Annotated in this window: 13 protein-coding genes and 2 pseudogenes; 5 read left to right on the top strand and 10 right to left on the bottom strand. The window is 69.2% G+C overall.

Annotation, left to right across the window (positions count from 1 at the left end; translation table 11 throughout):
- Positions 1-317 precede the first annotated feature (317 nt).
- From FRCN3DRAFT_RS0223925 to FRCN3DRAFT_RS45925, 6 genes and pseudogenes are all read right to left on the bottom strand, one after another.
- Entirely contained in the window at positions 318-899 is a 582-nt protein-coding gene (locus FRCN3DRAFT_RS0223925; protein ID WP_007513297.1) for a dihydrofolate reductase family protein, read from the bottom strand.
- A 65-nt stretch (positions 900-964) separates the two neighbouring features.
- A complete protein-coding gene (locus FRCN3DRAFT_RS0223920) occupies positions 965-1,804 on the bottom strand; it encodes a helix-turn-helix domain-containing protein (protein WP_198536026.1) in 840 nt (279 codons plus the stop codon).
- 443 nt (positions 1,805-2,247) lie between these two features.
- Positions 2,248-5,427, bottom strand: a complete 3,180-nt coding sequence (locus FRCN3DRAFT_RS0223915) for an nSTAND1 domain-containing NTPase (RefSeq protein ID WP_007513293.1) — start codon at positions 5,425-5,427, stop codon at positions 2,248-2,250.
- Positions 5,428-5,829: 402 nt separating this feature from the next.
- Positions 5,830-6,278 (bottom strand): annotated as a pseudogene (locus FRCN3DRAFT_RS57860) (IS6 family transposase).
- A gap of 212 nt (positions 6,279-6,490) precedes the next feature.
- Complete coding sequence (locus tag FRCN3DRAFT_RS0223900; protein WP_007513287.1) at positions 6,491-8,485, bottom strand: primary-amine oxidase; 1,995 nt, start codon at positions 8,483-8,485, stop codon at positions 6,491-6,493.
- Positions 8,486-8,823: 338 nt separating this feature from the next.
- A pseudogene (locus FRCN3DRAFT_RS45925) lies at positions 8,824-9,500 on the bottom strand (IS6 family transposase).
- A gap of 392 nt (positions 9,501-9,892) precedes the next feature.
- Here FRCN3DRAFT_RS45925 and FRCN3DRAFT_RS45920 point away from each other — a divergent pair.
- From FRCN3DRAFT_RS45920 to FRCN3DRAFT_RS0223880, 3 genes are read left to right on the top strand one after another with little or no spacing between them, the layout of a single operon-like run.
- Positions 9,893-11,743 carry a hypothetical protein gene (locus FRCN3DRAFT_RS45920; protein ID WP_157845249.1) on the top strand — a complete coding sequence of 617 codons (1,851 nt, stop codon included), beginning with the start codon at positions 9,893-9,895 and terminating at the stop codon, positions 11,741-11,743.
- On the top strand, positions 11,744-14,830 hold the full coding sequence (locus tag FRCN3DRAFT_RS0223885) for an ATP-binding protein (RefSeq protein WP_007513281.1): 3,087 nt from the start codon (positions 11,744-11,746) through the stop codon (positions 14,828-14,830). It abuts the gene before it with no gap.
- Positions 14,823-15,746 (top strand): hypothetical protein, encoded by a 924-nt coding sequence (locus FRCN3DRAFT_RS0223880; RefSeq protein ID WP_007513279.1) that lies wholly within the window; start codon positions 14,823-14,825, stop codon positions 15,744-15,746. Before FRCN3DRAFT_RS0223885 ends, FRCN3DRAFT_RS0223880 begins: the two co-directional genes overlap by 8 nt.
- 55 nt (positions 15,747-15,801) lie before the next feature.
- Here the strand turns inward: FRCN3DRAFT_RS0223880 and FRCN3DRAFT_RS0223875 are convergent, their stop codons facing one another.
- The 3 genes from FRCN3DRAFT_RS0223875 to FRCN3DRAFT_RS0223865 form a co-directional block, all read right to left on the bottom strand.
- The gene (locus FRCN3DRAFT_RS0223875; RefSeq protein ID WP_007513278.1) at positions 15,802-16,260 is read right to left on the bottom strand and encodes a nuclear transport factor 2 family protein; all 459 of its coding nucleotides are present in this window, start codon (positions 16,258-16,260) and stop codon (positions 15,802-15,804) included.
- 64 nt (positions 16,261-16,324) lie between these two features.
- Positions 16,325-16,969: a hemerythrin domain-containing protein gene (locus FRCN3DRAFT_RS0223870; RefSeq protein WP_007513277.1), complete on the bottom strand. Its 645-nt coding sequence runs from the start codon at positions 16,967-16,969 to the stop codon at positions 16,325-16,327.
- Between the two features lie 146 nt (positions 16,970-17,115).
- Positions 17,116-20,580: an ATP-binding protein gene (locus tag FRCN3DRAFT_RS0223865; protein ID WP_084174273.1), complete on the bottom strand. Its 3,465-nt coding sequence runs from the start codon at positions 20,578-20,580 to the stop codon at positions 17,116-17,118.
- Between the two features lie 533 nt (positions 20,581-21,113).
- Between FRCN3DRAFT_RS0223865 and FRCN3DRAFT_RS0223860 the strand changes: the two genes are divergently transcribed.
- Positions 21,114-22,712: a hypothetical protein gene (locus FRCN3DRAFT_RS0223860; RefSeq protein WP_007513275.1), complete on the top strand. Its 1,599-nt coding sequence runs from the start codon at positions 21,114-21,116 to the stop codon at positions 22,710-22,712.
- A gap of 430 nt (positions 22,713-23,142) precedes the next feature.
- On the opposite strand, the gene FRCN3DRAFT_RS0223855 is transcribed toward FRCN3DRAFT_RS0223860, so the two are convergent.
- Positions 23,143-23,601 (bottom strand): helix-turn-helix domain-containing protein, encoded by a 459-nt coding sequence (locus FRCN3DRAFT_RS0223855; protein ID WP_007513274.1) that lies wholly within the window; start codon positions 23,599-23,601, stop codon positions 23,143-23,145.
- 368 nt (positions 23,602-23,969) lie between these two features.
- On the opposite strand from FRCN3DRAFT_RS0223855, the gene FRCN3DRAFT_RS0223850 reads away from it, so the two are divergent.
- Positions 23,970-25,190, top strand: coding sequence for a phytanoyl-CoA dioxygenase family protein (locus FRCN3DRAFT_RS0223850; RefSeq protein ID WP_007513273.1), 1,221 nt, complete (start codon positions 23,970-23,972; stop codon positions 25,188-25,190).
- Position 25,191 lies beyond the last annotated feature (1 nt).

Raw genomic sequence — 25,191 nt, 5'->3', positions numbered from 1 at the left:
CGTCTGCGAGCCGCCGCCACCTCCGCCAGCCGAGTCAGCCGACTTCCGCAACGGGCAGCGACCATTGGCTCATGCAACTGACCGAGCGACCAGGCCGACAGTGAAGCGGCGTCGGTGTTCGGACAAGGGAGGGGGCCGGCCAAGATACGACGGAAACCGGCAACCAGTGATCTTGAGTTGAACTTGCCGCAGGTGAGGTGCTGGGGCGGATCGGCGTCGGCTGCCCGACCAGGGGACAGCGATGCGCAAACGCAGCCGGAGGCCCGATCTTGTGTCACCGTTCGCAGTGGACTTCTTCGCGTACCCGCTCAGATCGGTCAACGGCGTACCCGATAGCGCAGGTGAAGCACCCGGCTGCCCTGAATCACCACGTCAGGACCCTCCAACAGGTGCTGTGCGTGGACCGACCCGAAGTAGCGCTTGCCGGACCCGAACACGACGGGTACGACGTCCATGCGCACCTCGTCGATCAGGCCCGCGGCAAGCACCTGGCCACCGACGTCGCCAGCGGCGACCTCGACCATGCGGTCACCCGCAAGCTCCTGCGCCTTGGCCACGGCTGCCTCGACGCCGTCGACGAAGTGAAACGGCGCCTCGGGGTCCCAGCCCTTGGGCTCCGGCCGGTGCGTCACGACGACCACGTGGTCGACCCCGCTCGGCGGCTTCCCGTCCCAGCCGTCCGTCAGGTCGAAGACGTGGCGGCCGGCGATTGTCACCCCGATCTGGTCCCAGTACGGCCGGGTGTAGTCGTAGGACGTCTGCGACACCTTCACCTCGCCGCTCTCGTCCAACGGGACGTCACCGCTGACCAACCAGTCGAACAGCGGTCCGGGCTGGTCATTCTCGTCCGCGACGAAGCCGTCCACCGACACGGAGCTGTACATGACCACCTTGCCCACGGGGCTCTCCTCTGCTTCGGGGAGCCCCAAATTAGCGCGTCCTCAGCTGTCGCTCTTGTAAGAAATCAATCGGCCGGCAGCGGCCAGCCGTCCAGCGCGTGGCCGGGATGATCGCGCAGGAACCGCCGCCGGACTTCGACGTACCGGGTCGGCGTGAGCCCGGTGAACGCCCGGAACTCGTGGCCGAAGTGGGCCTGGTCGAAGTAGCCTGCGCCACCGGCGAGCTCGCCCCAGTCGATCGGTTCGGCGGGGTTGATCGCGAGCACGGTGGCGGCGAAGCGGCGGGTGCGGGCCAGCCGCTTCGGCGTGACGCCGATGAGCTCCTTGAACCGCTGTGCCAGGTGAGTGTTGCTGACACCGGCTGCCACGCTCAGGTCGCCGATCGCCACCGCCCCGCTGGTCGCCGCGATGACGCTGCTCGTATGGCGGACCAGCCTCAGGCCGGGGGTCTCGCACAGCCGTCGCATCAGCTCCTCTTCGAGCAGCGTCAGCATCTCGTGCGGTCCGTCCGCCGTGGCCAGCCGGTCTCGCAGCTCAGCGGTGGCGGGCCGGCCCCAAACCTGCTCTACCGTCACCGGCCGGTCACACAGCTCGGCCGCGGGCATCGGCAGGAACGGCGCCAGCCCCCACGGCTTGACGTGCACGCCGACGGACCGGGTCGGGAGTGGGTAGCCGAAGTCCCACGCGCGGGTGGGCATGGTGACCACGCAGCCGTCGGCGTACTCGGCCGTCTCGATGTCGGTCCCGGCGCGGATACGGAACGGCGCCCCGAGGTTGACGATGAGCAGCGCCGCCGGCGCCGGCGGCAGCGTCAGCCGGGCGTACGGCGGCGCACCCTCCAGGTAGTAAAGGTCGTCGATCAGCCCGTCCAGCGGCGGTCGCGGCACTCTGGACACGTACTCCACGCGCACAGCATCGCCGACGCCCCGCCGGCATCGCCCGCCGGGATGGTCCAGCCGCGCTGCCGCCAGCATCGAGCCAGCGCCGATCCCGGACGAGCGCCCGGCCGCGGACATTTGCGTGGATACGCGTGCTGCGTGAGAGATGGAGGATTCTCGGCCCCTCCGGTGTCGCCCTGCTTCCCCCTAGCGTGCGAGGCGATCTGGTTTGCCACACCGACCTGTGTCTGGAAAACGCCATGATCCGGTATGTTGCAGTTCCTCGCGGTCTGGGCGACATGTCCACGTACGGCACTGGTCGACGGCCGGGACCGAGGTGGACACCACGTTGGACCGTGTGGCCGTCCCGTCGGCGAGGGAGAGCCGCCATTCGCAACGAGCCCGACGGGCGCTTCACTCCACGCGGCCTAGCGATGTCTTCACTGGCAGATCACTCTTAACGGTTATTCCTAACGCCCGATGCGGGCTGGGTCGCAGGTATTCCGGAATGGTTCATCCGGCAGATACTGGTCCCATTCTTTTTCGGTTAGGCCGCCGCCCGCGCGTTGACAGGACACCTCTACCACATGCGTCCGAAGCTGCTGCAAACTGGCGGCGTCCCACAGTCGTACTGTGGTGTCCCAGCTGGCGGTGGCGAGGATGCCGTCGGGGCCAAATTCCAGTTTGGATATCGAGTCGGTGTGGGCGGTGAGGGGGTCGCCGACTTGGCGTGGATTGATTGGGTCGGATATGTCCCAGAGCTGTATCGTCTTCTCGTCGGCGGTGGCGAGGAGACTGCCGGGTCCGAGCGCCACGTCCGCCTCAGAGTTGGTGTGGCCGGTGAGGGGGTTGCCAAACTGGTGGGCGCTATCTGGACTGGCCACGTCCCACAGTCGTACTGTCCCGTCATCGCTGGCGGATACTAGTATCCCATTTCGTCCGAAGGCCACCGAGGTCACCGAACTGGCGTAGCTGGTGGTAAGAGGCTTACCGCGCTGGTAGGGGTGATCGAGATCAGTGACGTCCCACAGTCGTACTGTGGTGTCCCAGCTGGCGGTGGCGAGGATACCGTTTGGTCCGAATGCCAGCGTGAATATATCGTCGGTGTGGCCGGTCAGACTGCCGCCTCTGCGAGGGTTGGCCGGGTCGGTGACGTCCCAGAGCTGCACCGTCTTCCCGCTGACGGCGGCGAGAACTCCGCCAGGGCCGAAGGCCAGCGTGTCGACGGGGCCGATGAAGGAAGCGTCGAGTTGCTGAGGGTTGGTGGGGTCAGTGACGTCCCAGAGTTGTGCCGTCCCGCTGTCGCTGGTTGTGGCGATGAGCCCATTGACGCTGAATGTCATTGTGGACAAAAGGCCGGCGTCACCCGTGAAGAAGCGACCCGCCGGGTCGGGGTGCGCTGGGTCTGTGACGTTCCATAGCAGTACCGTTCCGTCGTTGCCGGCGGAGGCCAGTGTCTCATTGGGTCCAAAGGCCACTACCCACACCTGGCTGGAGTGGGCGGTGATGGTGGCGCGCAGAGCGGGGGTGTCGCCCAAGAGGCCGAGCAGATTGCCGCGAATGCGGTCTCGGTGATTGCGGGGGGAAAGGTCGTAGGCGGCCACGGCAAGACGAAGTGCTAGGACCGGGTCCTTGGCGCGGATACTGTCGGCGCGGACAAGGAGCTGGTCGGCGGTCCTGACACGGTCTCCTTCTTCCGCAGTACCCCTCATCTGAAGGCCATAGACCACAAGAACGACGAGGGCGACGAGGAGGCCGATAAAAACGGTCCAAATGCGGGCGAGCCTGCGTCGGCCTCGACGACGGCTATCGATCAGAAAATCGCGGGTGACGGACGTGAGGTTGTCTGAGTCGAAAGCAGCGAGTGCTTCAGCCGCTAGGGGAAGGCTCCACAACCGTTTGGGTGGGCGACCGTGATGATCCCAGTCGGCGGCAGCAGTATCGGCCTGACTGCGTAGCCGGAGCTGGTCGGACCTCTGATCGATCGCTTTGGCGAGAGGGCACCAGTCTGCGAAGAGCCGTTCGTGGGCGATGTCAATGGTCGCTGAGCCGCCGGGAGTAGCGTCAACAGTAAGCAGCCGGTGGGCAATGAACGGCGCGAGTGTACTGCGGATGCGATCATTTATGTCGTCGAGGGTAAGACGGTGGCGCGTTGGGCGGCCCTCGGTGTCAACGCTGATCAGTTGCAGCAGGCCAGTCAGCACCTCTTCACGGCTGAGGCCAGTAGCGGTGGCGGCCTTGTCGAGGGCGACGTCGGCATGTTCGATGAGAACGCTACGCACTTCGCCGATAGCTTCGTACAGAACATCGGAGATTATTGTCGTGCCTACCCGGTGCGCTTGGACGCAGAGCCGTTGTAGCGTAAAGGCAAGTAGCGGCAGGGCTTGCCCGTCTCCGGTGTCGGTAACCAGACGAGCAACCAGCTGGTCGTCGATGGTCAGCCCGGCCAGTCGCGCCGGCTCGCTGACCACCAGACGAAGCATTTCTTGGCGCAATGGGAGGATTGCCTCGGTACGTATTGGTAGCCCTACCTGTGTGGTCTCCTCGACGAGCCGTCCAAGATACTCCGAGCGCAGGGTAGCGACCACCCGCACAGGTCCGGCACTTGCCGCGGCGAGCACGGCGAGAAATTCCTTCCTGCTGTCTGGGCTGGCTCGAACCAGCAGCTCCTCCGCTTGGTCGATGATGACCAGCAGCCGCGGCGCGGTCCGAGCTGCCGCGAGAAGTGCTCGCGTAACCTCCACGATCGCATCCGGCTTGGCGAGCTGGCTGGTCAGCTGGCTGCTTTCCCAATTCAACCCGTGATCGCGGGCTAGATCGGCGAGCACCTCTGCCAACGCGACCAGTGGCCGGTCACCGGGGGCGAAGGGAGGTGCCACCAGCCAGTGGTAGGGATCGTCCGTCATCGCCGGGACAAGCCCGGCTGCGACAAGAGACGACTTGCCGCACCCGGACGGGCCAACCACTGCCAGCAGCCCAGCTCTGTCCCCAGCCGGGCTGGTCAAGGTGTCTACGAGCCATCTGATCTCCGCGTCTCGGCCTTTGAACACTGCCGCCAGGCTGGCGTCGAAGGCAGCGAGACCGGGAAATGGTGACCTGCCCGGCGGCCATGCCGCCCCCCGTCCCTGAAACTGACCGGGGAAGTACAGCGCCTTCTGGCCAGTACCAGTACCTGGCCTGCCTGGGAACGCCAGGACATGTTCAGGTCTCTTCGCGCCGCGCACGGCCGCCAGCAGCCGTTCATAGGCGGTTGCTTCATCAACGCCGAACAGGTCGGTAGTGACCCGTTCGGAAAGCAATCCCGGCAAGAGGAAGTCTTCTACCCGCATCGGCAGGAGTTTGCGGAGATCACCCAACGGGTCCTCCGCCAGTGCGGATAGCCATTCCACCGCCTTACGCTTTGACGCAAAATAGGCAGGCGAGGCAACCGCTATGATCCGCTTTGCTTCTATCAGGGCGCGATGCTGCTCCCCGGTCCGGTGCATCCCGACGGAGAGGTCCCATGCCTCAACCCGAACGCTGTACCCGGCTTCCTCCAGCCGACTGGATATCCAGGTCGCCCACTCCTCGTCGGTTTCTATGTAGGACACGAGAAAATCTACGCCGCCGCCAGTTTGCGGGCCAGCGGGCGAGTCCGCTTCGGTCACCACCCATCTAGGGTCCCATATCACCGTCCTGTCAAAGAAGGAGGCCCCCAGCGGTGTCTTCGGTCAGAGCTGCTCGCGCCGGTGAGAAGCGCGCCGAGGTAAGGGGCCAACCCTCGCCGGAGGACAGCCCCGAGGTCACCTGCCTTGTTAGAAAGGCCAAACGCGGCTCCGATCCGGGTCCAGCACTTTCGGCGCTCCGCCGGCGCACCACCTGGCATGCTGCAAGATGTTCGGTGGCCTGCCCAGGGCGGTTCGGATCCGACAGAGGGATGCCGGGCATGCCGCCCTCGGCCCACGAGACGCTGATCGAGCCGGCCCGGCCCGATCCGAAAGCCACCACCGTCACCGACGGCGTTGTTGCGCCCGGCCGAGACACGGCATGGCAGATGCGGTTCCGTGCCCTGGTCACGGCGCCAGAGCGAGCTCGGTGAACGCTGCCGCGAGGCGGCGGTGGGGTTCGGTGTCGGTGGCGAGTTCGTAGTGGCCGCGGCGAAGGTTCTGGACGAAGGCGTGGCCGGAGCTGATGATCTGGGCGGAGCGCAGCCGTTTGAGCCCTCGCATCGGCCGCAGCCGGGCTTTCGACCGGCCATGATCGGCCACTTGCCGGCGATCTTGACGTACGTTTCGTCCGCGAACCATCTGTCGCCGGGGCTGTGGCGACACGGCCGGGCGGCGTCGATCAGCAGCGGGGTGAAGCGGCAGACCCATCGGCAGATCGTGACGTGGTCGACGTCGATGCAGCGCTCGGCGAGCAGCTCCTCGACATCGCGGTAGGACAGAGAGAACCGCAGGTACCACCGCACCGCCAGAACGATCACCTCCTGCGGGAACCGGAACCCGGCGAACTCCGGCACTGGTACCGGCGGACCAGGGCAGCGAGACACCACTCGATCATGCCTCGACCACCGAAGTGGACCACTGCACCAGCCCGTGCAACAGCGCCCCGCCAGCTGATACCGGCCGGCCCGCTCGACGACGATCTCTGCCGCGCTGGCCTGGCCGTGCTCGAGGCCTGCACGCTGTCCGTGACCGCGCCGGTGGCCGCGGTCGGCTGTCATTTCTACGTTCAGTGGCAGTTGCACTCGCCGCCGGCGGCGCAGTGGGCGCAGCCGGTGTGGCAGGCGGCGGGCTCGGGCGGGACGTCGAGCATCGGGTTGCCGTCGAAGAAACCGAACGGCTTCAGGTGGAAGCCGATCTTCGTGACCGGCATGACCGGCCAGTCCTCCGGTCGGACGACGTGGTGGGCGCCGGCCGTGTACCAGAGGACGACGTCCGTGTCCGCCAGCGGACGGTCGGCCTGGACGTACCTGGCCACGCCGTCGCCGCTGATGTTCTGGGCGACGTAGTCGCCGCAGGCGTAGCGCTCAGCCGGGTCATACGCGGTCACCCACAACTGCTTCGTCGCGAAGCCGCCACGCTGGGCCTGCTGGGAACCGTCGACCCACAGCGGCGCGGTGTAGGCGCCGGGCTCGAGCTTGTACGCCGTCGGGGCGCCCAGCTTGGACGTCCGGTCCGCACTGGCGATCAGCCACGCGCGGCCGTTCAGCGGGTTGCCGTCCCTGCCGCTCATGGCCTCGGAGGTAATCGGAGTCTTCACCGTCCGCCAGGCGTTGCCGTGGGGGTTCGCGGGGCTCATCGGGCCGGCCGAGACCGAGTCGACCTCGTAGACGGTGTTCCGGTCGCCGTCGACCCGCATGTCCAACCGAATGCTGAAGTAGTGCTCGTGGTTCGGCGCGTGCAGCCCGGGCGCGATCAGGGTGCCGTACTCCGGCGTCGCACCGACCTCGCAGGCACCGGTCGAGAGGATTCCCGTCAGCTTGATTTCCAGCTCGATCGAGCCGTCGAGATAGAGATTCCAGTAGAAGCCGTACTCGTAGTTGCCGACGGTGGCGTAAAAGGAGACGACGAGGCGGCGGTTGCGGCGGACCTCGCCGCGCAGGGTGCGGAAGTCGGTGTGCTTCCAGCCGACCGACGCGTCCTCCTCGTGCATGCAGACCGCGTTGTCGATCGTGACCGGCTGGCCGTCCTGGTCATTGACGACGCCATCGAAGTAGAAGATCTCGCCGAGGCAGTCGCAGCCGAGGGTGAGCGAGTTCGCCAGCCAGCCCAGGCCGTACTCGCCCTCGTCGAACACGTTCTTGTTCCAATGCGTCGGCGCCGGGTCGCCATACGGGACGTACATCTCGGCCAGCGAGGCCCGGTACAGAACGGGACGTACCTCACCTCTGTCGACATAGCAGACGTCGTGCAGCACCAGACCCTCGCGGGGCGTGAAACCGATCCGCAGCCGCCAGTTCGCCCACTCGACGTAGTGACCCCCGACCGTGAAGCTCGGCCCGTCCGGCTGGATGATCTCGATCGGCTTCATCGGCGGACGTTGCTCGGTGAAACCCGTGACGTTGCCCGCCTGGACCATGAGGTCGGGCTCGTAGTTGCCGCCCAGCGGCGGCAGTGGGACGACGCCATGGTCAGCGACCTCGACGACCTCCATCGTGTCGAGGTCGACCGTGACGATCAGTCCCTCGACCGGGCGCGCGTAGCCGTTGTCGAACTGGGACGAGCGGACGAAGGTGAGCGGGCGGATGATGCGGCGCAGAGCCGGGTCGTCCTCGGGTCCGGTGTAGCCGCTGGCCCACGGGTCGATCATGCAGAGTTCGAAGTCGGTGACCCCACGCTTGCGAACTGCCTCCCGCCAGCGCGGGTCCGCGCGCACGACCGCCTCGCAGGCCATGAACTCCTCGGTCATCATCGGCGCCTGCATCCCGTCGACAGCGCGCCAGGAGACAACATGGCCGCGGGTGAGCGAGACGACGGCCTCGTAGGTGGTCCGCGTCTTCGGGTTGCGCAGCACCATCGCGGCCTGCCGGTCCCACGGCGTTCCGGCCGTCCAGGCGACGACCTGAGCCTTCGGCGGCTCGGCGAGCTCGACGTAGGCGAACCGGGAGCCCTCGACGAACAGGTCGGAGGTCGTCAGGATCGCGGTTGCCGCGCGCACCTCGTCACCGCTGAGCGGCTCGAGCGGGTGCGGCGCGGTGCCGATCGCATCGGCGGTGGTAGTCATCGTGCTCCTTGCCGAGGCGTGGTCCTCACAGTCAGGCGGACCACGCTAGCCGCGCTCCGTACCTGGCAGACGCCACCCACATTTCGCTCAGGAAAAACCGCCAAGCCCAGGGCAGAGCAACCGGCGCCGAGCCGACCACGGTTGGATCAGAACATTGCCGCCTACCGGTTTCACCGAAGGCGTTCCAGCCCGCACCGTGATGGAGCTGCTCGGCTACTCGACAATCCAGCTGATCATGAACACCTGCGCCCACGTCATGCCCGGGACCCAACGGAACGCGGTGGGCCTGTTGCATTCGGAGGGCCGGGGGCGCGCGAAGGCCCTGACAGGCGCGAGGATCAGACCATCGCGGCGAGTTCAGTGAACGCGAGCGATAGCCGCAGCTGTGGCTCGGCGTCGGTGGCGAGTTCGTAGTGGCCGCGGCGGATGTTCTGGATCAGGGCGTGTCCGGTGCTGACCGTCTGGCGGAGCGCAGGCGTTTGAGCCCGTGCATCGGCCGCAGCCGGGCTTTCAGCCGGCCGTGATCAGCTTCGACCTTGTTGTTCGCATACCGGACGTCGAGATGGGGCGCGGCGGGCAGCTGCTCGTCCAGGACCTGCGGGTAGGCCGGGGCCCGGTCGGTGGTCACCTCCACTGGGCGGCGACCGTGCGACAAAGCCCGGGCGAAGAACCGGCGCGCGGCGGCCAGGTCCCGTTTCTCGGATGCCGGCACGTCGATGACCTGCCCGAACTGGTCGATCGCCCGGTACAGGAAGCACGACCGACCCGTGATCTTGACATACGTTTCTTCGGCGAACCACCTGGCACCAGGGCTGTGGCGACACGGCCTGGCGGCGTCGACCAGCAGCGGCGTGAACCGGCGGACCCACCGGCAGATCGTGACGTGATCGACCTCGATGCCGCGCTCGGCCAGCAGCTCCTCGACGTCCCGATCTGACAGCGTGAACCGCAGATACCAGCGCACGCCGAGAACGATCACCTCGGCCGGGAACCGGTACCCGGCGAACTCCGACACCGGCACCGACGGACGAGCGCGGCCTCGAGACACCACTCGATCATGCCTCGAGCACCCAGATGGACCACGACATCGGCCTGTGCAACAGCGCCACCCAACCCCTCTCGAAGTGTCGCGTGGATGACTGGACCACATGCGCCATGCGGGCCCCGCGCCGCTCTTTTTCGGGGGACAATTGATGTGGTTGCGGCCGATTGCGAGCGGGTCGACGACGTCGTGGGGGTTGGATGACGGTTGGTCCTGAGGTTCCGACTCCCGAGCTAGCCCGCGCACTCTTCGTTTCCAGTCCCTCCTGGCGGCTGGGCTGGGCCTACCTGGATCCTGGCCGCAGGCCTAACCCGCACCGCGGCCGTGAACCCAGGCTCGTGGAGCCGTCGTTCAACGAGAAAGAGGTGCGCGCGCAGCTGAAGAAGCGTGATGTCGCCCTCGGGGTGTTCGGGCTGTTCGGCTTTCTGACCGGCATCCTCGCCGCGTTCGCCGCCCTGGCCCTCGTCGGTGTGACCATAACGTTTCTGGTGCCGAGCTGGCGCAAGTCCGAGATAGAAGACCAAGGCTACAGCTACCCTGTTCTCGCCGCCGAATTCCTACTCATGATCGCCCCTTTCGGTCTTCTTTGCCTCGTGCGGTTTTCCTGGATCGAGAGGCGCCTGAAATCCAAGCTCGAAGCGCGGCGGGAGAAATGGCGGGTCGAGGTCTTCAACGCGCAGGTGTCGTACCGGAACACGTGGGCGAAGTGGAAGAAGGCGTTCGACGGTCACGAGGAGGCCGAGCGCCGACGACGTGCGGCGGCGACGCTGTTCGATCCGATCCTGTTGCGTTCGCCCTGCGAGCGGCTCGACGTGGTGGGTGGCACGGAGGCCGGCTGGGCGAGCCTACTGGCCACGTTCGGGTCATCGGCGCTGGCGGGCGGCGCTGGCATCGTCGTGCTCGACCTGAGCGAGTGGGGTGTCGCGCACGGGCTGGCCGACCTGGCGGCGCAGGAGGACCATCAGGTTCGCCGCTGGGAGCTGCCCGCGGACCTGCCGCGGCTGATGTCGCTTGACGCGCTCGGCGCGGACGAGGTGGCGGACCTGCTGGCCGAGGCGGTGCACTCGGTCCGCGGCGAAGGCGCGGACCCGGCGATGCGCACCCTGGACGCAGACATCGTGCGGACGGTAGTCGACCGGCTGGGCGGATCATTCACCTTCCCGCGCATCGCCGCCGGGTTGCGCGTTCTCGAGAGCGCCGACGACGAGGGCATCGCGGCCCTGCTCACCACCGAGGAGATCACCGGCCTCGTCGCGGCGATGGACCGGTTCACCCGCAGCGACCGGGCGCGGGACGAGGTGCGACACGTCCGCGCCTCGGTGCAGCTACTTGCCGGCCCGCCGATCGGGCCGGTCACGGCCGAGAACGAGGCGGAGACGACGACGCCCGACGGTGACCACTGGTGGTCACCGGGGCCAGGCCTGCGGATCGTGGAGACCTCGGCGCGGATGACGTCGAGCGCCGGGAAGGACCTTACCGACCGGGTCACCTTTCAGGTCGTTCTGCACCATCTCCGGCAACGGCGGCCGACTCCGACGGGAATGGTCCTCGTCGTTGCCGGGGTGGACCATCTCGGCCGCGCGGCGCTGCGCGAGCTCGCCCGCTATGCGACCCGGGCGAAGGCACGGCTGGTCTACCTCCACCACGGCCTGGACGACGAGGTCGAGAAGCTGATCGGTTCGCCGGGCAGCGCCACCGTCGTCATGCAGCTCGGCAACGCGCGGGAGGCCGAGGCCGCCGCGCGGTTCATCGGACGTGGTTACAAGTTCGTGTTCTCACAGCTCACGGTGCAGGTCGGCCGCTCACTGACCAAGGGGTCCGCCGAGAGCGTCGGCGGACAGGAGGGCTGGTCGTACACCCACGCGGCGGGCACCGAGTCGTCGTCGCACAACTGGTCGCGCAGCTGGCAGACCACCCACAACCTCGCTGTGGCGGACAGCGTCAGCCACGGCGCGACCGTCCAGCGCGTCTACGAGTTCGCCGTCGAGCCAACCCGGATCCAGAGCCTGCCCGGGACCGCGTTCTTCCTGATCGACACGGTGGAAGGCAACCGCCTGACCCGATCCGGCGACTGCAACCCCGGTCTGGCGTCCCTGCGCAACACGTCCGCGGTCCCACGGTCGGCGCGTCCGGCGGCCGTCTCCGAACGGGCCCGCACCGGGGATCACGGATATCGGGTGTCCCGCGGTCGTCAGGTCACCGAGCCGGGGGGTTAGGTGTTCGACGGGTTCGAGCTCTTCCAGGTCGTGTCGGTGCCCAGGCCGCGCGCGGGCTCCGCGGACACCGAGCTGGCCGGCGCCCAGGTCTTCGCCGCGCTCATCGGCGCGCACGCCGAGCTGACCAGCCGTGCCGGCCCCGGCGAGACCGCGGGCGCGGCCAGCGGTGCCGCCTCGCCCGCGATCATGGTCGGCTGGATCCGACCGCGGGGTGAGCGCCGGATGCGGTTCCTGCTCGGCGGGCGGCCGTTCTTCCCGCCGGCCGACGTTCAGGAGGCGGTCGCGGGCCAGGACGGCGACGGCCCGCGCCGGGTCCTCTACCCGCCGGGCAGTCTCGCTCGGCCGGTCAGCACGCTGGACGTCGCCGCGGATCTGGACGCCTTCCCCTGCTGGCTGCGGTGCGCCGGGCGCCCCGAGGCACTCTGGGCGCCCGAGGCGCGGGGAACCAACCCCGTACGCCGGGGAGGCTTCGACGACTACGCGGCCCACCTCGACACGGCGTACGCGTGGCTGGTGGTGGCCCAGCCTCGGCCGGCGACGGACGTCGACCTCGAGCTGGCCCACCTGACCGCGCGGATCCCGCTGCTGCGGCAGCGGGAGAACCTGGCCTCGGCGAAGGTGGACCTCGAACGTGCCGAGTCGCGGTACCGGGAACTGAGCCGGGCCCACTCAGTCGGCATGTGGGACGTGGACATCCAGGTCGGCGCCACGTCCGCGGCCTCGGCCCGGATGGTCGCCGCGCTGATGTGCGGATCGAGTGACCTGGACGGCCTGCCCTACGCCCTCGCCCCGTGCGGACCGGTCGCCAGCGCCCCGTCCTGGTCGTTCGCCACCGGCCCCACCGCCGCGGAAGGCGTCCGGTCCGGTCCGGCCCACGGCCCGCGAGCTGACACCGGGGCGGTCGACGACGATGGCCCGCGTGCCCCCTTCGCCGCGAGCGCGGAACTCGTCATGGCGATCGCTCGGCTGCCCCGCCGGGAACTCCCGGGCATCAACCTGGTCCTGCCCCACACGTTCGACGTGACCCCCGAAGAGAACGGGGGACCCACCAGGAGCGCCGAACCCGGCGGCGGGACGCCGGTGCTGCTGGGTGACGTGCTGGACGCCGGCTGGGCGCCGAGCGGGCCGCTGATGGTGTCCCGGGCGACGCTGAACCGGCATGCCTTCGTCTGCGGCGCCACGGGCGCGGGCAAGTCGCAGACCGTGCGCTCGCTGCTGGAGTCGGTGAGTCTCGCGCCGGAGCCGATCCCCTGGCTGGTGCTCGAACCGGCGAAGGCCGAGTACGCCCGGATGGCCGGCCGGCTCGCCGGTCACGGCGAGGTCGTCGTCATCCGGCCAGGGCTGACCGGCGTCCGCCCGCCATCGTTGAACCCGCTCGAACCCGAGCCGGGTTTCCCGTTGCAGAGCCACCTCGACCTGGTCCGAGCGCTGTTCCTCGCCGCGTTCGAGGCCCACGAGCCGTTTCCACAGGTACTGGCCCGCGCACTGACCGCCTGCTACAGCGAGCACGGCTGGAACCTCGTCCTGGACCGGCCCGAACCACCGACGAGACCCAAGCTGTGGCGCCGCGGGCCGGACGCCGACCCGGACGTGCCGACCCGGCGGCGATACCCGACGCTGGGCGACCTTCAGCGCACCGCCAGCACGGTGATCCAGAACATCGGCTACGGGGCGGAGGTGACCGCCGACGTCCGCGGGTTCGTCGACGTGCGGATCGGCAGCCTGCGCGAGGGCACCCCGGGGCGGTTCTTCGAGGGCGGGCATCCGATCGACATCGGCGCGCTGCTGACCCGCAACGTGGTGTTCGAGCTGGAGGACATCACCAACGACCAGGACAAGGCGTTCCTGCTCGGCGCCGTGCTGATCCGGATCGTCGAGCACCTTCGGGTTCGCCATGGCCGCGGGGGCGCCGACGGGCTACGGCACCTGCTCGTCGTCGAGGAGGCGCACCGGCTGCTGCGCAACGTCGCCGACGGCCCGGCCGCGGCGGCGGTGGAGATGTTCGCCGCCCTGCTCGCCGAGATCCGCGCCTACGGCGAGGGCGTCATCGTCGTGGAGCAGATCCCGGCGAAGATCCTGCCCGACGTCGTCAAGAACACCGCGCTGAAGGTGATGCACCGCCTGCCGGCCGCCGACGACCGGCAGGTCGTGGGCGCGACGATGAACCTCACCGAGGAGCAGTCCGAACTCGTCGTCGCGCTGCCCCCGGGCGTCGCCGCGGTCACCGTCGACGGCATGGACCGGCCGCTGCTCGTCCGGATGACCCCAGGTGGGAATCGGGAGTCGCCGCGGCTGGCGTCCTACGACGGAGTTCCGCTGGCCGGGCCGCGATCGCGCCTGTGCCCGCCGACCTGCGCCGCCAGCCCCTGCCGGCTGGTTCACATGGTCGTCGCCGACCGGCTGGCCCGTGAACCCCTCCTGGTGGTCTGGGTCGAGGCCGTGACGATGCACCTCGTCACCGGCCTGGGAGACCTGCGCGGGGCACCGCCGCCACTTCTCCGGCCGGCCCTGGCCGGCCTGCTGAGCGAGGCCGATCCGGAGATCCGGCGCTGCGCGCTCGACTACTGCGTGGAGCGCGCGATCGCCGCCCGGAACACCCAGCTGGCCGGGGCGGTAGACCCCGACGACCTTGCCGATCGGCTGCTCGCGCTCCTGCTCGCCCAGCTCGACGGGACGCCGCTCGCACCGGCCGACGGCCGCCGGTTCACCGCCGGCATGTACCGCTGGCTCGACGTCCGGCGCGCCCTCGTCGAAGGCTGCCGAAAGCTGGGGAGAGACGCCCCGCCGCACGCGGACACCGACCTGTGGCGCCGCCGCGGGCTCGTCCTCGACGGGCTCACCCTGGGCGCCCAGCACGACGCCATGCTCGTCCACCGCTCGTTCGCCGACGGGCAGGACCAGGTCGTCACGGGGAACCTGGCGACCAGCCGACTGTGTCAGGCGGTCGTGGCCCTGACCGGCGGCCACACCGCCGCCTGCCTCGACCGAGCCATGCACCAGGCCTGCTCGGGCACCGTCCTGGACGACCTCGTCAAACAGGCAGCCAACCTCGTCGAAGCCGGATCTCTGGAGGGCACGCATGTCTGAGCTTCCCGTTCAAGGAATCTCCGAGACCATCAAGGCGGTCGCCGACGTGGTCAGTTCCGTTACCGAGGAGGTCGGCGGCGCGGCCGGGAAGGCCGCCGAAGCGGTCGGCACGGTCGCGGAGACCGCTGGGGAGGCCGCCACGGAGGCGTCGAGCGCCGCGGTCGAGACCGGCGCGCCCGCCCTGGAGGGCGCGCTTGCCAAGGCCAGCGCCCTCGACGGCTCCGCGGAGCCCCTGCCGGACCTTGTCGAGGCACCTGCCGGGGTTCCGGCGGAACCGAGCCCGGTGGAATCGGCACTCGTGAATCCGACGCAGGCCGATACACCGGGGCAGGCCATCGAACCGGGCTCAGGTGTCAATGCGGAGCATTCAACCCCGATCGATCACGAAGCCGGGGAGGCAGCATTGCCCGCAAGCACCCACGACAAGGCTGCCAGTCTCGACGGCACGTTCGGGCCCGAAACAACCGGGCTCCCGACCGAGACCGAAACTCCGGCCGGGAACTCGGACCGGGCCGACGGCTCGACGCCCGCATTGAAGAAAATCGGACTCGTTGCCGCGGCGGTCATCGCAGCGGCCGTCCCGAGCGGGGAAGGTTCGGCTGCGAAAGTAACCCCCGACATCTCACCCACGCAGGCCGTGGCAATGACGGGAGAGCGTCGACGCGAAGTGGACGAGCAACTGGCGGAGAACCCACCGACCGACAAGGGGAAGATAGCGACAGGACCACCCTTCCCGCCAGAATCCACGGAACCGGAACACCTCGCCCTCCCGCCGTCCGGCGACACATCGGAGAATCCACCGGAAGGCGCGGAGGCCGCAGCGACGGCGCCTCCGTTCACGCCGCAATCCACGGACGTCGTACAAGCCGACCTCCTGAAAGCCAGCGAGTCGCCAGGGTGGCGGTCTCTGACGTAGCGCCCCGACCCCGCCACAGTTCGCCTGTCTCGACGCCGCCCACAAGGGGCGACGGTCAGGCCGTCAGGCCCAGGCGGCGCAGGAGTTCCCCGTGCGCCCGCTGACCGTAGTATTCGAACATCTGGGCGAGCAGGCCATCGCGGAAGGTTACCCGGATGGCGAGCTTGTTCTCATACCGCCCACCGCCGACCAGTTCCGCGACCATACGCTCCTCGACGAAGGCCACCTCGGGGTCGTCGGTCTGGTAGAAGCGGACGTCATGCACGTCGATTCGCTCGGTGGCGGCGCCGAAACCCTTGAACAGCTGCGCCAGTGCCGCTCGGCCCTCGACGAGCGCCGGGAAGCTCCCAACGGGATAGGCCACCTCATAGCGGGCCTCGTCGTGCCAGCAGGCGATGAACTCGTCGATACGCCCGGCGTAGAGCAACGCGCTCGACGTCCTCCAGACCGCCTCGTTGCGCGCACGGGCAGCGGCCAGCTGGGTCGGAGAGGGGGTCATCGTGGTCGCGGTCATTGCATGTCCTCCGGTGGGGTCTTCGCTGCGGTGTCGTGTTCCGTGAAGGATCAGCGCGAAAGGATCAACGCGGGGTGAAGGTGGCCGCGGCGAGCCGGGCGTAGCGGCGACGAGTGAGGATCCACAGCAGGTGCATGGCCCGCGGGACCGACGCGAGCAGCTCGGCCTTTTCCGCCTCGTCGAGGTGTGACAACAGCCAGGGGGCGGTGAACGGAAGCTGCCTCATGGGCGTCATCCGTACGGCTTTCGCGTTCAGCTCGTCGAACTCGGCGCCAGTGAAATGGCGGGCGAACAGCGGGGCGATCTCGTCATCCTCGAACCCCAGGTGACGGTCGAGGTGGTCTGACAGGTCCTCGGCCAGGGCGGCGGAGCGTCCGTGGTCGCCGCTGACGAGGGCCGCGCGGAGCTGGTTCAGGATCGCATCGAGTTCCGCGTGGTCGTTTTCCAGCGCGGGCGCGTAGTCGCCGTAGGTTGCGACGCGGGCCGCCAGGGCCGGGAACAGCAGGGTGTCCTCGATGTGATGGTGGAGTCGGATCTCCTCGGCGAAGCCGTGGAACCAGCGGGCGAGCGCCCTGGCGGTGTCGGCGTCCGCCGTCGCTGAGGAGGCGGCCGCGGCCAGCCGGGCGGCGCTCGCCCTTAGCGCCTGGTGGACCCGGAGATAGCTGCTGAGGTTGGGAGTGGACGCGGCCGGACGGGTATTGGTTCGCATGGTGCAAGGATGTGAGCCCGGGCTGGGACGGAACCTTGACGGAAGCTTGACGTCCACCGCGACCGCCCGCGGCCTGACGACGGGCAGGGACTACCCGGCCTGACAACGGTGAGGACGGCGCGCGGCCCGAGGACAGGCGGGACTGCTCAGCTCCGCGCGGTGACGATCTGGCGGGCCACGATCGGCAGCGCGAACGCGTCGGCGAGCGCCGCGGCTCGGGTGAATGCGGCCAAGGCCGCGGCTTCGTCCCCGGCCGCGCGAAGGAACCGGCCCTGGTGCAGCAGCGAGCGGGCCAGCCAGGCGGGTGAGCCCACCCTCTCGTGTCCGGCGACAGCGGCCGCGAAGGCGGGGCGAGCCCGGGCCGTGTCGCCCACCGTCGCGTGCAGCCGGGCGATGGCCAGGTCGACGAGGCCGAGCGAGCCAGCGGCTGTGCCGGCCGACGCCCACCGGCCGGCCCACGGCGTGATCCGGTCGAGCAGGACGGCGGCAGCGACGGCGTCGCCGGTCTCGGCAGCCACGATGGCGGCGGCTACGTCGATGAACACGGTGACGTAGTCGAGAGGCCGATCCGGCACCGTCCCCTGTGGGTATGGCAGTTGCCGGACAGCATCGTCGGGCCGTCCGAGGTCGAACAGGATCACCGCGACGTAGAGCCGGATGGCGAGCGCGAAGCCGGTGACGTCGGCGCCAGCCAGTACCGCGTCGATGAGACCATCATCCAGTCCGCCGAGGTCATGGCCGATCGTCAGGCGTTGGGCGAGGCGATAGAACCCGGCCTCGTCGCCGCGGCCGCGGCGGAACACCTCGAACGCCTCCTCGGCGTGCCGCACTGCCTCGCTGTAACGTCCCCGTGCGAGCTCGAAGAGGGCTCGGAAGAAGGCGAGCTGGCCGCGCAGCGCCTGGCCGACGGGCCGGTCGCCCAATCCGAGACATCGCGGCAATCGCGCCTGGACGGCGTCGAAGTCGCCGAGCGCGAAGTCCGCCTGGGTCACCTGCAACTGGGCGACGAGGACGAGATCGTCACCCAGCGCGGCCTGCTCGGCGAGGGCGAGCAGTTCGAGCGCGACCCGCCGGCGGACCGGCACCGCGGCAGGCCGCTTCAGCGCGAAGGTACGGGCATGCAACGCGCCAGCCAGCACCGCGGGATCGCCGAGGCGCCGCGCGATGTCGATCGCCTCGTTCGTAGCGCGGTCTCTGCGTTCGGTGTCGCTGCTGTGGGACAGTTCGGTCGCCAAAGCCGCGAGAACGAGCACCCGCGCTGCGCTGTCGTCCGCCGGGAGCGCCGCAAGGACGCCGTCCAGCACCGCGACGAGCCGGAGGTCGACAACCCCGTAGGGCTGGTTGGGGTAGATGCTCGGATGGTTGAGCACAGCCACGGCGGTACCCGTGGCCGCGACGTCCCCGAGCGAGCGGGCCACCTCGACGGCGGCGACCACGGCCTGCTGGGCGGCACGGACCTCGCCGGCCTGCTGGTGGGCGCGGGCCAGTTCGACCATTGCCCGCAGCCGGGCCGTCCCATCCGCGGGCTGGCTGCGTTCGAGCATCTCCACCACGCTTGCCCAGTGCCGGGCCGCCTCGGCAGGTGCCGCCCGTGCCTGGGCCAGCCGGGCTGCCCGGCGCCCCGCCGTCGCGGCAAGCGGAGCTGTGCCCGCGGCGGCGCCGGCCACAGCATGCGCAGCGACCCGCGCGGCGTGCTCGTCGCCTGGGTGACGTCGGGCCACCGACCGGGCGGCCGCGGCGTGCAGCCCGGCCCGGCGGGCGACGTTCACCTCGTCCGCGAGTGCCTCCGCGACGAGGACGTGGGAGAACCTGAACATGCCGGCGGCGTCGTCGGGCACCACCAGCCCCGCGTCCAGGATGTCGGCGAGGTCGACCAACGCTTCCTCGAGTGGGCTCTCGGCCACGTCCGCCACGACGGCGAGGTCGAACGGCGACCCGAGCACCGACGCGATGGACAGCAGCCGCTGCGCCCGAGCTGTCGGCAATTTCGCGACGCGTCTACGGACGATCGACTTCACGCCGAACGGCACGGCAGCCCACCCCGCGGGCAACGCGGGGTCGGAGAGGCGGCCCTCGGCAGCGAGAAGCTCGACGAGCTCTCGGATGAACAGCGGAAGGCCCCCGGTCCGCGACTGCACATGGGCGGCTATCGCCGGTGGTACCGGGGATCCAGCCCGGACGGCGAGCCATTCGGTCACTGTGGTGAGGTCAAGCTCGCGTAGCGTTACCTCCGCAATCTGCTGCCGGGCGAGTTCTGCGAGGCAGCGGCCCAGTTCGTCGCCGGTAGCCGACTCCGGCAGGCGAGTGGTCGCCAGCAGGAGGGTTCGGGTGGTGCGCAGTTCTCTGATGAGATGCGCGAGCACGCGCAGGGTGTCCCGATCGGCCCACTGCAGGTCATCTATGACGAGCAGGACCGGCCGGTTCGCCCCGCGTAGGGCGCCAACGGTGGCCTGGGCCAGGACGAAGGGGTCGCCAGCACTGGCCGGGTCGGCCGCCAGCATGTCGACATGGAGCGCGCCGACGTCGCGGAGTTGTCGGCCGAGGTGCGCCAGCGCCCAGAACGGCGGCGAGCCGCCGTTCTCGGGGCACCGTGCCCAGGCGGTGGCAAAGCCGCTGGTGGCGACGAGGTCGGTCACCCGCTCGACGAGAGCGGTCTTGCCGATGCCAGGCGGCCCGCTCACGGTGACCGCGCCGCCGCGCCCCCGGGCGGCGCCGGCCGCCGCACGCCGTAGTAGTTCGAGTTCGCCGTCCCGGCCCAGGAGCGGCTCCAATCGCAGCGAGGACGGCGGGCCGGCTCCAATCGCGCCCGCTGTCAGTTCGGGTGGCGTCGCCATCGTCGGCTGCCAGTCCAGATCGGCTGCCTGGGCGAGGATGCGTCGCTGGAGCTCCCGCAGTTCCGCACTCGGTGCCAACCCGACGGCGTCGATCAGCGCACGGCGAGAGCGCTCGATCACGCTGAGTGCATCGGCCTGCCGGCCCATGCGGTACAACGCGCGCGCGAGCAGGCTATGCAGTCGCTCACGCAGCGGGAACTCTGCCACGGCAGGTTCCAGAAGCGACACCGCCGCGTCGGCGCGTCCGGTCCGCAGATGAATCTCCGCCGCGCCCTCAAGCGCGACCCCCAACAGGCCGCGCAGCCGGGTGGCGGCGTCAAGGACGACCGGTCGGTCGGCGAACTCCGGGAGCGGGGGTGCGGTCCACAGCGCGGCCACCGACTCAAACGCGTCCAGCGCCTCGGCGTCCCGGCCCGCCCCTGCGCACCGGCGGCCGGCACTCAGTAGATCCTCGAATCGCAGGACGTCCACCTGCGCCCGCTCGGCCACAAGCCGGTACCCGGGCGGCTGGCGAACGACTACCGACGGCCCCGCCCCAACGGCGCGCGGCGGCTCCAGCACGCGGCGGAGGTGGGAGACATATGCGTGCAGCGAGGCCCGCTCGCGGTCGCCGTCCCGTCCCCAGAGCAGTTCGGCGAGTCGTTGCGCCGGCACAGTCCGGCCCGCCTCGAGGACCAGCACACCGAGCAGAAACCGCTGCTTGGGTCGTCCAAGGTCGACGGCTTGTCCCGCCCTGAACACCCGCAGGCCGCCGAACAGGCAGATGTTCATGTCCATCCAGGCCGACGATACTCACCCACATCCCCGCCCCGATGCGATGAAGGAGTGGGTCGGCACTGACGCCCCTGGGTTGTCAACTGGTCCGGGTGGGCGGCAGGAGACACCGATCTTGAAAAATGTGTTCGCGCACAGGGGATTGGGTCAGTCCTGTGGGGCGGTTCATAGCGAGCATCCGAACTGACGTCGTGGAGATCCATCGCGAGGCCGCGGGCAACCTGTGTCACCCAGGCGGCGGTGGGGTGCGGGGTGGCGCTGGCGCGCCACGCTCGGTCTCGACGGCCGCGCCGGCCTGACCAGGGCGGATGGCATTTTCGGCAGGGACACCGCCCAGATGCGCCCTACAGGCTCCGGCACGGTGCCGCGACATTTTCGACAAACCCGGCGCTGCAGCGACGTACGCGGACGGCTCGATCGGCGATCTCGACATCAGGAAACGCGAGCGATAAACCGGGCGGGCACGCCGATGCTGTCGCGCGGATCGAACAGATCCACGGCGGAAAGGCACGTCCAGGCCAGCAGAACGGTGAATCATGGCAAACTCTGTTTCCCGGCGCAAACGCGACCCCCATACGCCGGAGGATGTACTGATCACGGAAGAGGCCCGGCAGCCGGAAGACGACCCCACGCTGGGGATTTCGGTGGCGCCGCCAGCGGCGGGCGAGCCGGAGCCGAAGCATCGGATAGTCGCCATCGGCGACTCGCTGACCCACGGTTTCCAGAGCGGAGCCGTGTTCAACACGGCCCTGTCCTACTCGGCGGTCATCGCCCATGAGCTTGGCTGGTCCGGGCATTTCCGATATCCCACGTATGACGGCTACGGCGGTATCCCGTTCAATATCGAGCTGTTCGCGCGCAAGGCGGCGGAGAAGTTCGGCCGGCAGGTCGACTGGTTCGAGGCACCGCTGGCCGCGTTCTGGGCGCGGCAGTTCGCCGACGAGGTCGAGGACTACTGGGAACGCGGCGCCGGCGCCAGGACGCCCGGCGCGACCGGCATCAACCATGCCCTCGGGGTGTACGGCTGGGACCTGCGGGACGCGCTCGAGCGAACCCCCAAGATCTGCGCCGCGGGCATCGGCGCCCCCAAGGACAACCTGCTCGACCAGCTGGTCGAGGACAACGGCAACCGGGCCGCGCTGCGCGTCCTGTCGCCCAGCCGCCCGGACAGCACGCTCTTCGACCTCGCCCAGGAGCTGGGCGACGACGGCGGCATCGAGACTTTGATCGTCTTTCTGGGCGCCAACAACGCCCTGCCCGCGGTGGTCCAGCTCTGCGTCGCCTGGAGCGATGACGGATTCGACGATCTCGAGCGCAACCGTGACTTCACGGTATGGCGACCCACCCACTTCGCCCGCGAGCTCGACCTGGTGGCGGAGGCGGTCTCCAAGATCAAGGCCCGCCATGTCATCTGGTGCACCGTCCCGCACGTCACGATCGCGCCCATCGCCCGCGGCGTCGACAAAAAGGCCGAACCGGGCTCGCGGTACTTCCCGTACTACACCCGCCCCTGGATCACTGACCAGGAGTTCGACCCGAGAAAAGACCCCAACATCACCGGGCAGCAGGCCCGCGCGATCGACAGCGCGATCGACCAGTACAACGACGCGATCGTGACCAAGGTCAGGGAGGCGCGGCGGAGAAAGCTGAACTGGTACGTCTTCGAGGCGGCCGGCGTCCTGGACCGCCTGGCGTCGCGCCGCTACATCGACGACCCGAGGTCCCGCCCCGCCTGGTGGACGCCGTACTCACTGCCACCGGAACTCGCGGCGCTCGACCCAACACCCGACTCGACGTTCCTCACCAGCGACGGCGAGAAACGCTCCGGCGGCGGCCTGTTCTCCCTCGACGGCGTGCACCCAACGACCGTCGGCTACGGAATCCTTGCCCAGGAGCTCATCAACCTGATGCGGCACCACGCAGGCGTCGTGTTCCGCTACCCCGACGGCCGGCCGCGCCCGGATCCCGTCACCGTCGACTTCGCCAGGCTGATCAGGCGGGACACCCTCATCAAACGGCCCCCCGGAAACATCCAGGCCGGCCTCGACCTGCTCGGATGGGCCGATCAGACCACCTACCTGCTGCGGCGCGCCATCTTCTCGAGGAATGCGTGCCGCGACTTCCTGCGACTGTGAGCACCTTCTCCGATGCGCACCACGGTGACGGCCCGGCCGCTCGAAGCGGTGGCGGTCCGGGCACGAGGCGGTAGCAGCCAGTCGCCGGCGCCGTGGACCTCGACCCGGTCAAGCCATCACACGCCTTCGACCGAGTACCAGCCGAATAATCCGCCCGGAGCAGGGCCGGCCGCGTGAACTCCGCTCGTCGAGCACTCGACATACGGCCAGTCGCCCCTCGAAGCGGAGCGGCGACCACCGATAGCCGGCGACCGCCGTGTTCTTGCGGAGGATCGAGGTCATCGCGGCCCGGGTGCCCCGATCGGCCGAAACTAGCGCGTGATAGCGAAGTCAAATCGGCGTCGCGCTGGCGGCCGGGGCAAGGTCCGGGGCGGCCGTGCTGGTAGCTGGTCTCCGAGTCGCGAGGTTCGCGACGGTACGGCGGCAGGCATCAGGGTTCCGCCCGCCCGTTCGAGGCGCCGTCGTGATCGTCTCTCCGGAGCAGGTTCGCGACGGCCTCCAGCGCGTCCTTGACGCGCTGGACCTCGGAGTGGTCGCTGGTACCAATCGCCGTGACGATGGCCTGGTCGATCTCTGCGGCGGGACGATGCCGCGCTCGCTCCCTCGCGTCGGCCGTGGGCTGGACCAGAGTCCTGCGCCGGTCCTCGGGGTCGCTGATCGTCTCGACGACACCGGCCTCGCGTAGCCGCGCCACGCACGCCGAGACCTGGCTCTGCGGGAACTGGACGCGGGCGGTGATCTCCGAGATGGAGCTGCCGGGGTTCTCGAAGACGTCGAACACGACTGCCCGGGTGGGGCCGGACAGGCGCAGGACGCCGACCTCCGGGATCGACTGCTCGCCGAGCTTCATCAGCCTGCGACCCAACAGGAACAGCTCGAATCCATCCATGGCATCCTTACATCAAAGATGATACATCTATCTTGGTGGAACTCCGGTCCTGGGCCAGTGTGCCAGGTGTGCAGGCCGGGCCCCGCCTGTCAGTCGGACCGAACGTCGATGGGAGGCCGCGGGGGAGGCCGCGTGCTGATCCGTTTGCTTGCGCCGCCCCGCGCGCCCGCGCGGATGTGACGTCCCCTCGTGACCGCCCTCCAGAGCGTCCGGTGCTCCGGCGTGCCCCATCTTCCCGACCTGAGCTCGGATGCGATCTACAGGGGGCGTCCTGGCGGGCGACACCGGCCATGCCTGGCGGGGGACGCCGCGGATGGCGACGATTCGGCAATTCATGATCCGTGGGAACAGTGGGGAGTGGGAGACGTATGCAAATACCTCTGGACCGCCGTACCCGGTTCGACGCCGACGTGCGCAAGATGGAGATGGAGGACTTTCTCGCGAGCGAGTTCCCCGACCTCGTCGCGCGTAACGGTGCTCTGGTGGCGCAAGGGATCGAGAGGTTCGACGCGCCGCCGCTCGCTATCAAGGTCGGCGACCGGTCCTGGTCGTTTTCCGGTGCTGACGGCAGCCTGGCCGTGTCGCCGGGCATCGCCGACGGCGCGCTCGTCGTGACGCTCGACGAGGACGCGTTCTCCGACTGGGTGCAGAACCAGCGTTCGTTCAATGCCATGATCACCGCGCGCGAGCTGCATTATCGTGGCGGCAGCGAGCGGGACGTGTCGGTCTGGGACTCGCTGTGGCTGGCATTGCTCGAGGGCTGGCCGCTCGTCGACGACGGGATCGAGTTCCTTGACCGCCATGGCGCGTCCCTGGACCTCGGTCGCGTCTTCACCCCGGACGACGACCCGGCGGACGTCGCGCACTTCCTGCGCGAGGCAGGTTTTCTCCATCTGCGAGGCTGGGCGGACCCAGCTGACATGCGGGCGGTCTCAGACGACATGGACCGGGCACTGCCCGACTACCACGAGGGTGACGGCCGGTCCTGGTGGGCGACCCTGGCGGACGGAACCCGTCTGTGCGTCCGGCTCCAGGAGTTCGTCGGCAGGTCCCCGACGACCGCGTCGATTCTGCGCGGCGACCGCTGGGACCAGCTGCGTCGCACGCTGGCCGGGAGCGATGATCTCGTCCAGAAGCAGGGTGACGGCCGTGCACTGGAAGCGCTCATCAAGCCTCGAGATGTCGTGGCCGGCGCGTCGGACGTGAGCTTCCACCGCGACTGCCACTTCGGCCGGCACGCCTACCAGTGCTCCAGCACGGTCGTGGGCATCGCCGTCACGGCCAGCGGCGACGCGAACGGGCAGCTACGCGTCATCGCCGGTTCGCACCGGGTGCTGATGCCGGTGGAGATCGCCAAAACCCGGCCCTACCTGCCCGTCGTCGCCGTCCCGACCGATCCGGGCGATGTCACGGTGCACCTGAGCTGCACGCTGCACGAGTCGACACCGCCGCTCGTCCAGGAACGCCGCGTCATGTACACGGGGTTCTCGCTCGCTCGGCGCGAGACGGACACCACGGGCGCCGAGGCCCTCTCCGAGCTGCGTGAACGGGTATCGCGGATTCTCCTCGAACAAGGTGCCAGGCCGTGAC

The sequence above is a fragment of the Pseudofrankia saprophytica genome (assembly GCF_000235425.2).
In the GTDB taxonomy this organism is placed as follows: Bacteria; Actinomycetota; Actinomycetes; order Frankiales; family Frankiaceae; genus Pseudofrankia; species Pseudofrankia saprophytica.
This window is presented reverse-complemented; position numbering and strand designations above follow the sequence as displayed.

Coding starts and splice junctions, on each gene's coding strand:
- FRCN3DRAFT_RS0223900 (WP_007513287.1), bottom strand. CDS start 8,485: ATGACTACCACCGCCGATGCGATCGGCACCGCGCCGCACCCGCTCGAG.
- FRCN3DRAFT_RS0223880 (WP_007513279.1), top strand. CDS start 14,823: ATGTCTGAGCTTCCCGTTCAAGGAATCTCCGAGACCATCAAGGCGGTC.
- FRCN3DRAFT_RS0223875 (WP_007513278.1), bottom strand. CDS start 16,260: ATGACCGCGACCACGATGACCCCCTCTCCGACCCAGCTGGCCGCTGCC.
- FRCN3DRAFT_RS0223870 (WP_007513277.1), bottom strand. CDS start 16,969: ATGCGAACCAATACCCGTCCGGCCGCGTCCACTCCCAACCTCAGCAGC.
- FRCN3DRAFT_RS0223865 (WP_084174273.1), bottom strand. CDS start 20,580: ATGGACATGAACATCTGCCTGTTCGGCGGCCTGCGGGTGTTCAGGGCG.
- FRCN3DRAFT_RS0223860 (WP_007513275.1), top strand. CDS start 21,114: ATGGCAAACTCTGTTTCCCGGCGCAAACGCGACCCCCATACGCCGGAG.
- FRCN3DRAFT_RS0223855 (WP_007513274.1), bottom strand. CDS start 23,601: ATGGATGGATTCGAGCTGTTCCTGTTGGGTCGCAGGCTGATGAAGCTC.
- FRCN3DRAFT_RS0223850 (WP_007513273.1), top strand. CDS start 23,970: ATGCAAATACCTCTGGACCGCCGTACCCGGTTCGACGCCGACGTGCGC.